This window comes from Pseudomonas sp. CBZ-4 (assembly GCF_000346755.1).
Taxonomy (GTDB): domain Bacteria; phylum Pseudomonadota; class Gammaproteobacteria; order Pseudomonadales; family Pseudomonadaceae; genus Aquipseudomonas.
In genome coordinates this window covers 42,647-54,891 of the sequence record NZ_ANNV01000113.1, presented here as the reverse complement: position 1 = coordinate 54,891, position 12,245 = coordinate 42,647, and the positions used below count along the sequence as shown (strand labels likewise).

The following is a 12,245-nucleotide window of genomic DNA, read 5'->3' as shown; positions in this document are numbered from 1 at the left end:
AGCGGTCTATCAGTTACAGATGTGGGAGCTGCCCCCCCGCTATCGCAGGCAAGCCAGCTCCCACATGGACCGCGTTTATTCAGCAGGTGGCGGGGTCAACCGCGCTTCCAGTTCGGCGACTTTCGCTTCCAGGCTCTCAAGCCGCGCACGGGTGCGGGCCAGCACGACCATCTGGCTGTCAAACTCTTCCCGGCTCACCAGGTCGAGCTTGCTGAAGCCGCTTTGCAGCAGCGCCTTGAACTGGCTTTCGATTTCAGTGCGGGGCAGCGGGGTGTCGCCGCTGAACAGGCGAGAGGCGTGGCCGCTCAGGGCGTCGAGGAGGTCTTTGGGCGCGAGCATGGGAAATATTCCGAGAAACTGTTGGCCGGCAGTGTATCACGCGGCGTCTATAGTCTTTTTTACCGCCGCCAGCGCACGCTTTTCGCGCAACGTGCCGTACGGCGGCGCACTGTTTTTGTGCGCATTGCCGTCGCCAAAACACCCCATAGCTGGGCAAACGTGGGCAAAGGACTGATTTCAGTGATTTTTACGGAGCTGGCAAGGTTTCTGCTTAGACGATCATGACCCATGCACTGATGCAGTCGCTGTGACGAATGCAGTGCGCCGACGGATCAGGGGTACAGGTTTCGTCACCAGTGGATCGCTGGCGTCACAAAGGCAATTGCCTTCGCGACGACGCGTTACAAAGCCAGGCACTGCGCTTAGACTTGAGACGGGTTTGTTTTCCTGGGGCAAGTCCACCAATTCGGGAGAGAGTTTTCATGAAGCTAGTCACTGCCATCATCAAGCCGTTCAAGTTGGACGATGTACGCGAGTCGTTGTCCGAGATCGGCGTGCAGGGCATTACCGTCACTGAGGTCAAAGGCTTCGGTCGGCAGAAGGGTCACACCGAGCTGTATCGCGGCGCGGAATACGTGGTCGATTTCCTGCCGAAGGTGAAGATTGATGTCGCCATTGACGACAAGGATCTTGACCGGGTTATCGAGGCGATAACCAAGGCGGCCAACACCGGCAAGATCGGTGACGGCAAGATCTTCGTGGTCAATCTGGAACAGGCTATTCGCATCCGTACCGGCGAAACCGATACCGACGCAATCTAAGCCGCCAAACCCCAACGCCCCAGGAGAAAACAATATGACTCTGCGTAAATTCGCAGGGCTCGGAGCCCTGTTGTCCATCGTAATGCCAAGCCTGGCCATGGCGGCAGACGAAGTGGCTGCTCCAGTCCTCAACTCCGGCGACACCGCCTGGATGCTGACCGCCACCGCACTGGTGCTGTTCATGACCATCCCTGGCCTGGCGCTGTTCTACGGCGGCATGGTCCGCTCCAAGAATATTCTGTCGGTGATGATGCAGTGCTTCGCCATCACTGGCCTGATCAGCATCCTGTGGGTTGTCTACGGCTACAGCATCGCGTTCGATACCACCGGTATGGAACAGGGTGTGGTCAACTTCAACTCCTTCTTCGGCGGCATGGGCAAGGCGTTCCTGGCGGGCGTGACCCCGGCCAGCATCACCGGGCCTGCGGCATTGTTCCCTGAGGCGGTGTTCATCACCTTCCAGATGACGTTCGCCATCATCACTCCGGCGCTGATCGTCGGTGCGTTTGCCGAGCGCATGAAGTTCTCCGCGATGCTGATCTTCATGGCTATCTGGTTCACTCTGGTTTATGCGCCGATTGCGCACATGGTCTGGAGCGGCAACGGCGGCCTGATGTGGGACTGGGGTGTGCTGGACTTCGCCGGCGGCACCGTGGTGCACATCAACGCCGGTGTGGCTGGCCTGGTGGCGTGCATCGTGCTCGGCAAGCGCAAAGGCTTCCCGACCACCCCAATGGCACCGCACAACCTCGGTTACACCCTGATCGGTGCGGCCATGCTGTGGATCGGCTGGTTCGGCTTCAACGCCGGTTCCGCCGCTGCGGCCAACGGCACCGCCGGCATGGCGATGCTGGTCACCCAGATCGCTACCGCTGCGGCGGCGCTGGGCTGGATGTTCGCCGAGTGGATCACCCACGGTAAGCCAAGCGCACTGGGCATTGCCTCGGGCGTGGTAGCCGGCCTGGTTGCAATCACGCCAGCTGCGGGCACCGTGGGCCCGATGGGCGCCCTGGTGATCGGCCTGGTGGCCGGTGTGATCTGCTTCTTCTGCGCCACCAGCCTCAAGCGCAAGCTGGGCTACGACGACTCCCTGGACGCATTCGGCGTGCACGGTATCGGCGGTATCGTCGGTGCGATCCTGACCGGTGTGTTCGCCGCTCCGGCCCTGGGTGGCTTCGGCACCGTGACTGACGTGGCTGCACAGGTCTGGATCCAGTGCAAAGGCGTCGGCTTCACCGTGATCTACACGGCAATCGTGACCTACATCATCCTCAAGGTGCTGGACATGGTCATGGGCCTGCGGGTCACCGAAGAGGAAGAGGCGGTCGGCCTCGACCTGGCGCAACACAACGAACGCGGCTACAACTTGTAAGTATGCGAAAAAAAATGCCCGGCTTGCCGGGCATTTTTTTGTCTGGTGTTTGTGAGAGGGAGCACACGGCGCGGCCCCGCATGCGAATGTCTTACAGGCATGTAGGCGTATTCGGCACTTTGTTTTTTCCCAGAGCGCGCTAGAATGCGCGCCGATGGGCGCAAAACTGTATTTATCTGGGCGAGCAGCGTGATCATGGCGCTGCTTGTGAAGTCCTCGCCACCGCTCACGGTGATGGGGCATAAGCCACTGGTTATCCAGTGGATGTTGATTTTTTTCCGGCGGCCTCGACAGAGGATGAAGCTGGGCTATAACTAATCTGCTTTTCGCAAGTCATGAGGTAGAACATGAGCGACGATGATCTGGAAAACGACGACCTCGAAGTAGGTGACGACGACGAGACCGATGAAGGTCTTGACGCAGCAGCCGTTGACGACGGTGCCGACGAAGCCGAGGACAGTGGCGACGGCGACGCAGCACCCAAAGCCAAAGGCAAAGCCAAGGCCGCTGTTTCGGTAGACGAATTGCCGAGCGTTGAAGCCAAGAACAAAGAGCGCGATGCGTTGGCCCGTGCGATGGAAGAATTCCTCGCTAAAGGCGGCAAAGTGCAGGAAGTCGAGGCCAACGTGGTGGCTGATCCACCGAAGAAGCCGGATAACAAGTACGGCAGCCGACCTATCTGAGGTCAGCCACCTGCTTGTAGGAAAAAGCCCGCCGTCGCTGCGGGCTTTTTCATGTCTGGAACAAACTCATCAGGGCACAGCAATACCCTGTGGGAGCTGGCTTGCCTGCGATGGCGGTCTGTCAGTTAGCCCTGTGGTGCCTGGCCCACCGCTATCGCAGGCAAGCCAGCTCCCACATTGGGCCCGGTGTTAATTCCAGCTTTTGAGGAGCGCTGGAAGTTCAGCCAAGTTGCGAATCTGTGCATCAGGGTTTTTTTCCCCATCCCACACCTTACCCGTCGGGTTAAACCACACCGCCCGCAGCCCCGCCTGTTGCGCCCCGGCAATATCATCCCCCGGATGATCGCCAATATGCACCGCCGCACTGGCCTCCACGCCACCGCGCTTCATCGCCTCCTGGAACAATCGCGCATCCGGCTTGGCAATGCCGATATCTTCGGCGCGCAGGGCAAAATGGAAGTAATCGGCCAGCCCGACGCGCTGCACATCGGCATTGCCATTGGTGATCACCCCCAACAGGAAGTGCTGGCGCAGCGCTTGCAACATCGGCACGGCTTCAGGGAACGGGGTGAGCTGATGGCGTGCATGGATGAACGCTTCAAAGCACACATCGGCCATTTGCGTGGCCTCGGGTTGTGGATAACCGGCTTCTTCAAAGGCGTGGGTCAACACCCGCTGACGCAGGATGCTGATGCGGTGTTTCAGCTCGGGATCGCGCTCCAGCACCTGCTGGCGCAGGTTGGCGAAATGCTCCAGCGGCAACTCGCCGACCTCTGGCGCATGGGTGGCCAGCCATTCGCGCATCGACGCTTCGGCGCTGATGATGACGGGTACGTTGTCCCAGAGCGTGTCGTCCAGGTCGAAGGTGATCAGCTTGATACTCATGAGTCGCCGCCCTTGATGCGTTTGGCCCGTGGATGGGCGCTGTCGTACACCGTTGCCAGGTGTTGGAAATCCAGATGGGTGTAGATCTGCGTGGTCTTGATGTCGGCATGGCCGAGCAGTTCCTGCACGGCGCGCAGGTCCTGGGACGACTCCAGCATATGGCTGGCAAACGAGTGCCGCAGCATGTGCGGGTGCAGGTTCTGCCCCAGCTCGCGCTCGCCGGCGGCCTTGACGCGTAACTGGATGGCGCGTGGCCCCAGGCGCCGGCCCTGCTGGCTGACAAACACCGCATCGTCAGCCGGGTTGGTCAGCAGCCGCAACGGCAGCCACAGCTGCAAGGCTTCCCGGGCTTTGCGGCCCACCGGCAGCACGCGGGTCTTGCTGCCCTTGCCGAGCACCTGCACCAGGCCGTCCGCCAGGTCCAGTTGATCCAGGTTCAGGCCGGTCAGCTCCGACAGGCGCAGGCCCGAGGAATAGAACAGCTCCAGGATCGCCTGGTCGCGATGGGCGAGGAAGTCGTCTTCGACCGCACCATCCAGCAGTTGCAGGGCGCGGTCGGTGTCGAGGGTCTTGGGCAGGCGCCGTTCGCCCTTGGGCGGTGACAGGCCGTTGGCCGGGTCGTGGTCGCACAGCCCTTCGCGATTGAGATAGTGATAGAGGCCGCGTACCGCCGACAGCAGGCGCGACAGGCTGGGCGAGGATTGACCGGCCTGGTGCAGGCGTGCGACCAGGCTGCGCAGGCTCTGGATATCCAGGGCTTTCCAGCTGTTGATCTGTTGTTTTTCGCAGAACGCCAGGACCTTGTTCAAGTCCCGTCGGTAGGCTTCCAGCGTATGGGGCGACACCTGGCGCTCGTTGCGCAGGTGAGCGCAATAAGCGTCCAGTTGCCGTTCCATGGCTAGCGCACCGCGCGCAGGGCGGTGGTGAAGCGCGGCAGGACGCGGCCCAGCACTTCGGCGATGTAGGTCAGGAACAACGTGCCCACCGAGCTTTTGTAGTGCGCCGGATCACGGCTGGCGATGGCCAGCACGCCATGCAGGCCTTGATGGCTGAGGGCGACCACGGCGGTGGAGCCGATCTGCTGGCGCTGTTCGGCGCCAAAGAGGAAGTCCAGCTCGTGCTCGCGCAAGGTGCCGCTGATGGTCTTGCCTTCGGACAGCAGGCCACCAATGGCGGTTTGTGCGTCGCTGCCGCTGACCCAACGGCCCACCGGCATCGGGTTGTCGCTGAACAGGATCAGGCTGACAAAGGGCACCTGGAAATCCTGGCGCAGGCTGTCTTCCACGGCGATCACCGTTTCTTCCAGGCTGGTGGCATCCATCAGCGCGAGGATCAGGCGCCGGGTCTTCTCGAACAGGCGGTCGTTGTCGCGGGCCACGTCCATCAGGTGCGAGAGCTTGTGGCGCATTTCGATATTGCGCTCGCGCAGGATCTTCATCTGTCGCTCCACCAGCGACACGGTGTCGCCACGCTGGTGGGGGATGCGCAGGGCCGGCAGCAGTTCTTCGTGCTGGACGAAGAAGTCCGGATTAGCCTCAAGGTACGCCGCGACGGCAGCGGCCTCCAGACTGTCGCTCGGGGATGCTTGTGCGGGTACTTGAGGCTTATCGGTCATTGGCTGGGCTCACTCATAGACGGACCTGTCCTTCGTATACACGCGAGGCCGGCCCGGTCATCAGCACCGGGTGGCCTGGGCCTGCCCATTCGATGGACAGGCGTCCACCGGGCAGGTCGATCAACAGCGGCGAATCCATCCACCCCTGGCTGATCGCGGCCACGGCCGCGGCGCAAGCACCGGTGCCGCAAGCCTGGGTTTCGCCGGCGCCGCGTTCCCAGACGCGCAATTGCGCGCGGGAACGGTCGATCACCTGTAGGAAGCCTACGTTGACCCGCGCGGGAAAGCGCGGGTGGTGTTCGATCTTCGGCCCCAATTCATGCACGGGCGCGTTATTGATGTCGTTGACCCGCAGCACCGCATGGGGGTTGCCCATGGACACGGCGGCCAGGTCGACGATCTGGCCGTCGACATCCACCGCGTAGCTGGTTGCTTGCTCGGTGGCCTGGAACGGAATGTCCGCCGGCACCAGGCGTGGCGCGCCCATATTGACGCTGATCTGGCCGTCGCTGCGGATATCCAGCTCGATCACGCCGCTCTTGGTCTCGACGCGGATCTGCCGCTTGGCGGTCAGGCGCTTGTCCAGCACAAAGCGGGCGAAGCAGCGCGCACCGTTGCCGCACTGTTCCACTTCGGAACCGTCGGAGTTGAAGATCCGATAACGGAAATCCACCTCCGGGTTGCTCGGCGCCTCGACGATCAGCAACTGGTCGAAACCAATGCCGGTGTGCCGGTCACCCCATTGCTTGGCGTGCTTGGGCAGGATATGCGCGTGCTGGCTGACCAGGTCGAGGACCATGAAGTCATTGCCCAGCCCGTGCATCTTGGTAAAACGCAGCAGCATGGCTTACTCCGGCAGCAGGCTTTCGCCAGCATACAACTCGGCTACCGTCTCGCGGCGACGCACTTCAAACGCTTGATCACCGTCCACCAGCACCTCGGCGGTACGACCGCGGGTGTTGTAGTTGGAGCTCATGACAAACCCGTAGGCACCGGCCGAATGCACGGCCAGCAGATCGCCTTCTTCCAGGGCCAACTGACGATCCTTGGCCAGGAAGTCGCCGGTCTCGCAGATCGGGCCGACGATGTCGTAGGCGCGGGCTGCGCTGTCGCGCGGCGCCACGGCGGTGACATTCATCCAGGCCTGGTACAGCGCCGGGCGGATCAGGTCGTTCATCGCCGCATCGACGATGGCGAAATCCTTGTGCTCGGTGTGCTTGAGGTACTCGACCTGGGTCAGCAGCACGCCGGCATTGGCGACGATGTAGCGGCCCGGCTCGAACATCAGCGTCAGGCCACGGCCTTCGATGCGCTCGCGCACGGCCTGGATGTAGTCGGCGATCAGCGGCGGCTCTTCGTCGCGATAACGCACACCCACGCCACCACCGAGGTCGATGTGGTGCAGGTAGATGCCGCATTCGCCGAGACGATCGACCAGCGCCAGCAGGCGGTCGAGGGCATCGATGAACGGTGGCAGGGTGGTCAGTTGCGAGCCGATGTGGCAATCGACGCCCAGTACTTCCAGGTTTGGCAGTTGGGCGGCGCGGATGTACACGTCCTCGGCGTCGGCAATGGCGATGCCGAACTTGTTCTCTTTGAGACCGGTGGAAATGTACGGGTGGGTGCCGGCATCGACGTCCGGGTTGACGCGCAGGGAGATCGGCGCGCGAACGCCCATCTCGGCGGCTACCACTTGCAGGCGCTCGAGTTCGTCGGTGGATTCGACGTTGAAGCAATGCACGCCGACTTCGAGGGCGCGGCGCATGTCTTCGCGGCTCTTGCCGACGCCGGAGAACACGATCTTGTCAGCCTGGCCGCCGGCGGCCAGCACACGTTCCAGCTCGCCACGGGAGACGATGTCGAAACCAGCGCCCAGACGCGCCAGGACATTCAGTACACCCAGGTTGGAGTTGGCCTTGACCGCGTAGCACACCAGGCTCGGCGTGCCTTCCAGCGCGTCGGCAAAGCTGCGGTATTGAGCTTCGATGTGCGCACGGGAGTACACATAGGTCGGGGTGCCAAAGCGCTGGGCAATCGCGGACAACGCCACGCCTTCCGCGAACAGCTCGCCGTCCCGGTAGTTAAAAGCGTCCATGGAGCTCCCTTATTCGTAGGTGTCGTGCTTATGCGCTTTGGATGGCTTTTGCGAGGATTGCGCCTGTTCATTCGGGTCTTTGCTGTCATCGGGCAGGTACAGCGGGCCTTTTTGACCACAGGCACTAACGAGGCAAGCGACCGCGACGAGCGCAGCAAGGGAAGAGATCAGGCGCTTCATGGCGAAATCCTTGAATATGCATTAATTGCGCCCGAGTATACCGACCACCTGCCAGCTTGCCTATGCGCTGAAATACCCGTCCGACGGGGGTTTGCCGAGACGGCTGTGAAGCGGACTACGCTGGCTGGGGATATTTCATACCGCCAATCGCGATGGGATCGGTATCCTTTGCAATCGGCCGGGCTCGCCCGTATCGTGCGGCGCTTGAGCAAAACCAGACACTTTTGAGGTTGCCACAATGAGTTTGACCGAAGCCCGTTTTCACGACTTGGTGGATGCTACCCAGCAGGCGCTGGAAGATATTTTCGACGACAGCGGCCTGGACGTGGACCTGGAAAACTCGGCGGGCGTGCTGACCGTCAAATTCGAGACCGGCCAACAGCTGATCTTCAGCCGCCAGGAGCCTTTGCGCCAACTGTGGCTGGCGGCGCGTTCCGGTGGCGTGCACTTCGACTACGACGAAGAAAGTGGCAAATGGCAGTGCGACAAGAGCGAAGAGCTGTTGGGCGAAATGCTCGCGCGCCTGGTCCAGGAATACACCAGCGCCGAGCTGGATTTCGACGAGATCTGATCGTGACGCAGCCCACACCCGTACGCCCGCCCAAGCCGCTGTTCAGCAATGTCAGCCCGGCGGTGCCGTCACCTTGTATCAGTTTGTGTCGCCTGGACGAGGAGAAAGTCTGCCGCGGCTGCTTCCGCCACGTCGAAGACATCCGTGAATGGCGCTCTGCCGACGATGCGCGACGCCGGGTGATCTGCGCCCAGGCCGAGCAACGCAGGGGCAGCGCCTGAGGTCGTCTTGTTTATTTGTGACGCTGTGGTAGTGTCCGGCTACGCCTCAACTCATCGAGGCCCGTGAGAACCCCGCCTTTTCCTGGCGGGGTTTTGCTTTTTTGTGCAGAAAAAAGGAGTCTGCCTGAATCATGACCACCGCACCGTCCATCATCCTCACCCGTCTTGACGTGCAGCGTCTGGAGCAACTGATCGACCGCCTGGGCGACGAGTCTCCTGGCGTCGAAGCGTTGCAAGCCGAACTCGACCGCGCCGAAGACGTGGTTGGCCACGATGAAGTGCCTGCGGGTGTCGTGACCATGAACTCCAGCGTGCATTGCCGTGAACAAGGCAGCGGCAAGGACTACCACCTGACCCTGGTCTACCCGAAACACGCGAATGCCGATGAAGGCAAGATCTCGATCCTGGCGCCGGTGGGCAGCGCGTTGCTCGGCCTGCAAGTGGGCCAGCACATCGATTGGCCCGCGCCGGGTGGCAAGACCCTCAAGCTGGAATTGCTCAGTGTTGAAGGCCAGCCTAAAGATGGCGGCCCTTTCCCGCTCTAAACCTGGTTCAGCGCCGCGTTGAGCGACAGCTCCAACTCGGCCTTGTAGCGCAGGTACAGGTTGCTCGGGCTTTGCCCATCGCCGAGCAGGCCTGACAGGTCCAGATCCGTGATGTAGCAGCGGTAGCGCTCGGTTTCCCGGCGCTGCCCGATGATCTCCTGGGCGACCACGGCAAATAGCTGGTCGCCAAATTCCAGCTCGCAGAACTCCCGCTGATTGCAGTACAGGGTCACGCCCACCTGGCCAGGCGCGGCCTTGCCAATAATCGCCTGCACGTCATAAAACGGTTTGTTCGCCGAGTTCTGCGGAGCCGGTCGAGGCTCGACGGTGCGCGCGCGGTTGCTGCCCGACGGTAACAGTTGGTAGTACAAGACCTGCACTTCACCCAAGGGTTGTTGTGTGTCCAGCGGTGCCAGTGCTTCGCGGCGGAAGAGGATCGATTGCAGGAAACGCTGCAACGGTGCCAGCAGGCTCTGCTCATCATGGAACGGCAAGCGCTGCTGCCAGAGCGCATTGAACTCATCCAGCACATACAACTCGGCCACGCCTTCGTTGATCCGGTAGAACACCTGCACGCAATCGGCCATGCCCATGGGCAGCAGCAAGGCCAGGTCGTGGTCTTCCAGGGCCATGGCGTCCAGGTGCAGCGGGCTGTAGCTCGCCAGCTCTTCGCTGAGGTAGGTGATCAACGCGTCCTGGGTCGGCAGCGGTACGTGAGTGGCCTGGCCGGGAACCAGTTCCATCACGTGGTAGTGCTGCTGCACCTGCAACAGGTAGCGGTGGTTGCCCTGGCCGAGCAGCAGGTTCTGCGCGGTGTCGAAGATTTCTTCGACGCGCTGGGCAATGAACTGCGCACGGTTGTGGCAGAAACAACGCACCCGCAGGCGCGGCAGGTGGTCCGAGGGCAGTTGGTTGAGGTAGTCGCGCAGGCAATCGAGCAGGGCGTGGGGGCCGTCGTAGCGGCTGACCAGCACTTCGTTCCAGCTATTGAGCGTGACCTGGTCCAGGGTCAGCACCAGGTTGTCGCGCACCCCGGCGTAGCTCAAGGAGTCGGTGCGCTCGGTGGTCATCAGGATGTTCAAGTCACGGTGATGCTTGAGCGGGTCGACGCCGACGTTGATCAGCAGCAACACTTCTTCCGGCACCGCCGAGCGCAGCAGGCGTTCTTCATCGACGCTGGCCAGGGGCAGGGCGATGCTCTGTTGCAGGCTGCCCAGCAGGTTGAACAGCTCGAATTCGGTCATGTCGCTGATGCCTGGGTGCAAGGCCAGGCGGGTGCTGCTGTCGATCACGCCGTTGCGATGGCACCAGGTGAGCATTTCCAGCAGGTCGCGGCTGCGCTTGATCGGCGCGAAGTGTTCGGACTCCTGGGCCGTCAGGTTGCCGTTGTACAGGCCCCAGAAATGCTGGCCGGGTTCCTTGCGGTTGGGCGACTGCACCAGGGTCAGGGTGTCTTCGGCCAGGTCCGGGGCGATGCCGGGGTTGATGAACTCGACTTTGCCGGCCTTGCGTTCAAAGGCCGCATACAGGCGGCGGCCCAGCACATTGAGGTCGCGCTTGTTGACCAGGCTGGCGGTTTGTTCGGTGCGGGCGAACTGGGTGAGGAAGCGGTAGCTGTAGTTCAGCTCGCTGACCAGGGCGCGGCGTTCGGAGGCGACCTGGCGCACTTTCCATTGGCTGCGGCTGTCCAGCAGGGCCAGTTGGCGCTGGTCCCAGCCCCATTCCTGGGCCAGGCGCTCCAGCAGCAGACGTTGCCAGCTGGTGGTGCGCTGGCCAGCGCTGAGCTTGCGGTTGACCTTGAGGTACAGGGCGCGCCGGACCAGTTCCAGGCGCTCGGGTTCGTTGCGCGCCTTGAGGTATTCCTCGATGCGGCGGTAGACCACGATGTACGGGTCGAGCTCATCCAGGTCCATCTGGTTGGCGAACACCGCCCGCTTGAAGCGCAGGCTCAGGCAGTGCACGCGGGGGTGTTCGCTGGCGTAGACCTCAGTCAGCAGCAGCTTGAGCACGGACTTGTAGGGCGATTCGATGCCCTTGAACAGTTGCCACAGCCCGGCGCCGATGAATTCCCCGGGAGGAATGCGCGCCAGGTGGCCGAGGTCGAGGGTTTCATCGGCACGGATAAACCGCTTGGAGATCAACGTATGGGTGAACTCGGCGTAGCGGGCTTCTTCGTACACCGGCACCAGCCACCAGATCGGCGTGCGCCCGGCGAGCCAGATGGCAGTGCGGTAGAACTCGTCCAGCAGCAGGTAATGCTGGGTGGTGCCGCAGTCGTCGGAACTGAGCTGGGCGTCACGCTCCCCGAGCACAAAGCGGGTCGGCTCGATCAGGAAAAAATGCGCCTCGGCCCCCATGCTCAGGGCCCAGGTTTCCAGGAGCTGGCATTTCTTGCGCAGCTCGGCCAGTTCGTGTTCGCCGAGGTCCGGCGCGTGGCACACCCACACGTCCATATCGCTCTGGTCGGCCTGGGCCAGGGTGCCGAGGCTGCCCATCAGAAACAGGCCGTGGATGGGTTGCGGTGGGTTGCCATGACGCGGCTTGTAGGAAAACGAACGGGTCAGGCGCTGGGCTTCGGTCAGGGCCTGGGCGTCGGGTTCGAAATTCGACAGCCCGGCGGGCGTGCTGCCGGAGACGTAGCCGGGCAACAGCGGATGATTGACGTGAAAGAACAGCGGCAGCAGGGTCAACACGCTTTGTTGGCGTGGGGTCAGCCCTTCGACGGCCCGGGCCATGCGGCCTGCGTTGAGGGCCATGAACCGCGCGCGCAGTTGGGCCAGGACCTTACGGTCGATGCCTTCGTCCAGGTCTGGGCGGATTTCGTGGGTGCGGGTCATGTCGGACTCGGTGGCGCGCAGGGCCCGACGTGGGCGGCCGTGTTGGAGTTTACAGCCAGTAGCGTAGGAGGTTTAGAAGGTAATCGGTTTTTGGCGCCAGAACTTTAACCCGTTCACAGCAACGCCCCCGGAATCCGCATT

General features: G+C 62.3%; 14 protein-coding genes. 6 read left to right on the top strand and 8 right to left on the bottom strand.

The genetic code is table 11. The features are described 5' to 3' along the window. Positions 1 to 75: 75 nt before the first annotated feature. Positions 76 to 339, bottom strand: coding sequence for an accessory factor UbiK family protein (locus tag B348_RS0115555; protein WP_017736994.1), 264 nt, complete (start codon positions 337 to 339; stop codon positions 76 to 78). A gap of 422 nt (positions 340 to 761) precedes the next feature. On the opposite strand from B348_RS0115555, the gene glnK reads away from it, so the two are divergent. From glnK to sutA, 3 genes are all read left to right on the top strand, one after another. Next, a complete protein-coding gene (glnK, locus tag B348_RS0115550) occupies positions 762 to 1,100 on the top strand; it encodes a P-II family nitrogen regulator (protein ID WP_002555808.1) in 339 nt (112 codons plus the stop codon). 34 nt (positions 1,101 to 1,134) lie between these two features. Beyond that, positions 1,135 to 2,472 carry an ammonium transporter gene (locus B348_RS0115545; RefSeq protein WP_017736993.1) on the top strand — a complete coding sequence of 446 codons (1,338 nt, stop codon included), beginning with the start codon at positions 1,135 to 1,137 and terminating at the stop codon, positions 2,470 to 2,472. A gap of 347 nt (positions 2,473 to 2,819) precedes the next feature. Next, positions 2,820 to 3,155, top strand: coding sequence for a transcriptional regulator SutA (gene sutA / locus B348_RS0115535; RefSeq protein ID WP_017736991.1), 336 nt, complete (start codon positions 2,820 to 2,822; stop codon positions 3,153 to 3,155). A 189-nt stretch (positions 3,156 to 3,344) separates the two neighbouring features. On the opposite strand, the gene B348_RS0115530 is transcribed toward sutA, so the two are convergent. The 6 genes from B348_RS0115530 to B348_RS1000000131005 are packed head-to-tail and all read right to left on the bottom strand — an operon-like array spanning position 3,345 to position 7,930. After that, complete coding sequence (locus tag B348_RS0115530; RefSeq protein ID WP_017736990.1) at positions 3,345 to 4,040, bottom strand: HAD family hydrolase; 696 nt, start codon at positions 4,038 to 4,040, stop codon at positions 3,345 to 3,347. After that, positions 4,037 to 4,936 carry a tyrosine recombinase XerC gene (gene xerC, locus B348_RS0115525; RefSeq protein WP_017736989.1) on the bottom strand — a complete coding sequence of 300 codons (900 nt, stop codon included), beginning with the start codon at positions 4,934 to 4,936 and terminating at the stop codon, positions 4,037 to 4,039. The genes B348_RS0115530 and xerC overlap by 4 nt, the downstream gene beginning before the upstream one ends. Positions 4,937 to 4,938: 2 nt before the next feature. Then, the gene (locus B348_RS0115520) at positions 4,939 to 5,655 is read right to left on the bottom strand and encodes a DUF484 family protein (RefSeq protein WP_017736988.1); all 717 of its coding nucleotides are present in this window, start codon (positions 5,653 to 5,655) and stop codon (positions 4,939 to 4,941) included. A gap of 13 nt (positions 5,656 to 5,668) precedes the next feature. Further along, the gene (gene dapF, locus B348_RS0115515) at positions 5,669 to 6,499 is read right to left on the bottom strand and encodes a diaminopimelate epimerase (protein ID WP_017736987.1); all 831 of its coding nucleotides are present in this window, start codon (positions 6,497 to 6,499) and stop codon (positions 5,669 to 5,671) included. A gap of 3 nt (positions 6,500 to 6,502) precedes the next feature. Beyond that, positions 6,503 to 7,750, bottom strand: a complete 1,248-nt coding sequence (lysA, locus tag B348_RS0115510) for a diaminopimelate decarboxylase (RefSeq protein WP_017736986.1) — start codon at positions 7,748 to 7,750, stop codon at positions 6,503 to 6,505. Between the two features lie 9 nt (positions 7,751 to 7,759). Next, positions 7,760 to 7,930, bottom strand: coding sequence for a lipoprotein (locus B348_RS1000000131005; protein WP_010207449.1), 171 nt, complete (start codon positions 7,928 to 7,930; stop codon positions 7,760 to 7,762). Between the two features lie 238 nt (positions 7,931 to 8,168). Between B348_RS1000000131005 and cyaY the strand changes: the two genes are divergently transcribed. From cyaY to rnk, 3 genes are all read left to right on the top strand, one after another. Beyond that, a complete protein-coding gene (cyaY, locus tag B348_RS0115500; protein WP_017736985.1) occupies positions 8,169 to 8,501 on the top strand; it encodes an iron donor protein CyaY in 333 nt (110 codons plus the stop codon). Positions 8,502 to 8,503: 2 nt separating this feature from the next. After that, positions 8,504 to 8,722, top strand: a complete 219-nt coding sequence (locus B348_RS1000000130995; protein ID WP_026136813.1) for a DUF1289 domain-containing protein — start codon at positions 8,504 to 8,506, stop codon at positions 8,720 to 8,722. Between the two features lie 131 nt (positions 8,723 to 8,853). After that, on the top strand, positions 8,854 to 9,267 hold the full coding sequence (gene rnk, locus B348_RS0115490; protein ID WP_017736984.1) for a nucleoside diphosphate kinase regulator: 414 nt from the start codon (positions 8,854 to 8,856) through the stop codon (positions 9,265 to 9,267). Here the strand turns inward: rnk and B348_RS0115485 are convergent. After that, positions 9,264 to 12,104: a class I adenylate cyclase gene (locus B348_RS0115485; RefSeq protein WP_017736983.1), complete on the bottom strand. Its 2,841-nt coding sequence runs from the start codon at positions 12,102 to 12,104 to the stop codon at positions 9,264 to 9,266. The genes rnk and B348_RS0115485 overlap by 4 nt on opposite strands. Between the last annotated feature and the right edge of the window lie 141 nt (positions 12,105 to 12,245).

Excerpts from the sequence above, each read along its gene's own strand:
- B348_RS0115555 (WP_017736994.1), bottom strand. The coding sequence starts at position 339 with ATGCTCGCGCCCAAAGACCTCCTCGACGCCCTGAGCGGCCACGCCTCT.
- glnK (WP_002555808.1), top strand. The coding sequence starts at position 762 with ATGAAGCTAGTCACTGCCATCATCAAGCCGTTCAAGTTGGACGATGTA.
- B348_RS0115545 (WP_017736993.1), top strand. The coding sequence starts at position 1,135 with ATGACTCTGCGTAAATTCGCAGGGCTCGGAGCCCTGTTGTCCATCGTA.
- sutA (WP_017736991.1), top strand. The coding sequence starts at position 2,820 with ATGAGCGACGATGATCTGGAAAACGACGACCTCGAAGTAGGTGACGAC.
- B348_RS0115530 (WP_017736990.1), bottom strand. The coding sequence starts at position 4,040 with ATGAGTATCAAGCTGATCACCTTCGACCTGGACGACACGCTCTGGGAC.
- xerC (WP_017736989.1), bottom strand. The coding sequence starts at position 4,936 with ATGGAACGGCAACTGGACGCTTATTGCGCTCACCTGCGCAACGAGCGC.
- B348_RS0115520 (WP_017736988.1), bottom strand. The coding sequence starts at position 5,655 with ATGACCGATAAGCCTCAAGTACCCGCACAAGCATCCCCGAGCGACAGT.
- dapF (WP_017736987.1), bottom strand. The coding sequence starts at position 6,499 with ATGCTGCTGCGTTTTACCAAGATGCACGGGCTGGGCAATGACTTCATG.
- lysA (WP_017736986.1), bottom strand. The coding sequence starts at position 7,750 with ATGGACGCTTTTAACTACCGGGACGGCGAGCTGTTCGCGGAAGGCGTG.
- B348_RS1000000131005 (WP_010207449.1), bottom strand. The coding sequence starts at position 7,930 with ATGAAGCGCCTGATCTCTTCCCTTGCTGCGCTCGTCGCGGTCGCTTGC.
- cyaY (WP_017736985.1), top strand. The coding sequence starts at position 8,169 with ATGAGTTTGACCGAAGCCCGTTTTCACGACTTGGTGGATGCTACCCAG.
- rnk (WP_017736984.1), top strand. The coding sequence starts at position 8,854 with ATGACCACCGCACCGTCCATCATCCTCACCCGTCTTGACGTGCAGCGT.
- B348_RS0115485 (WP_017736983.1), bottom strand. The coding sequence starts at position 12,104 with ATGACCCGCACCCACGAAATCCGCCCAGACCTGGACGAAGGCATCGAC.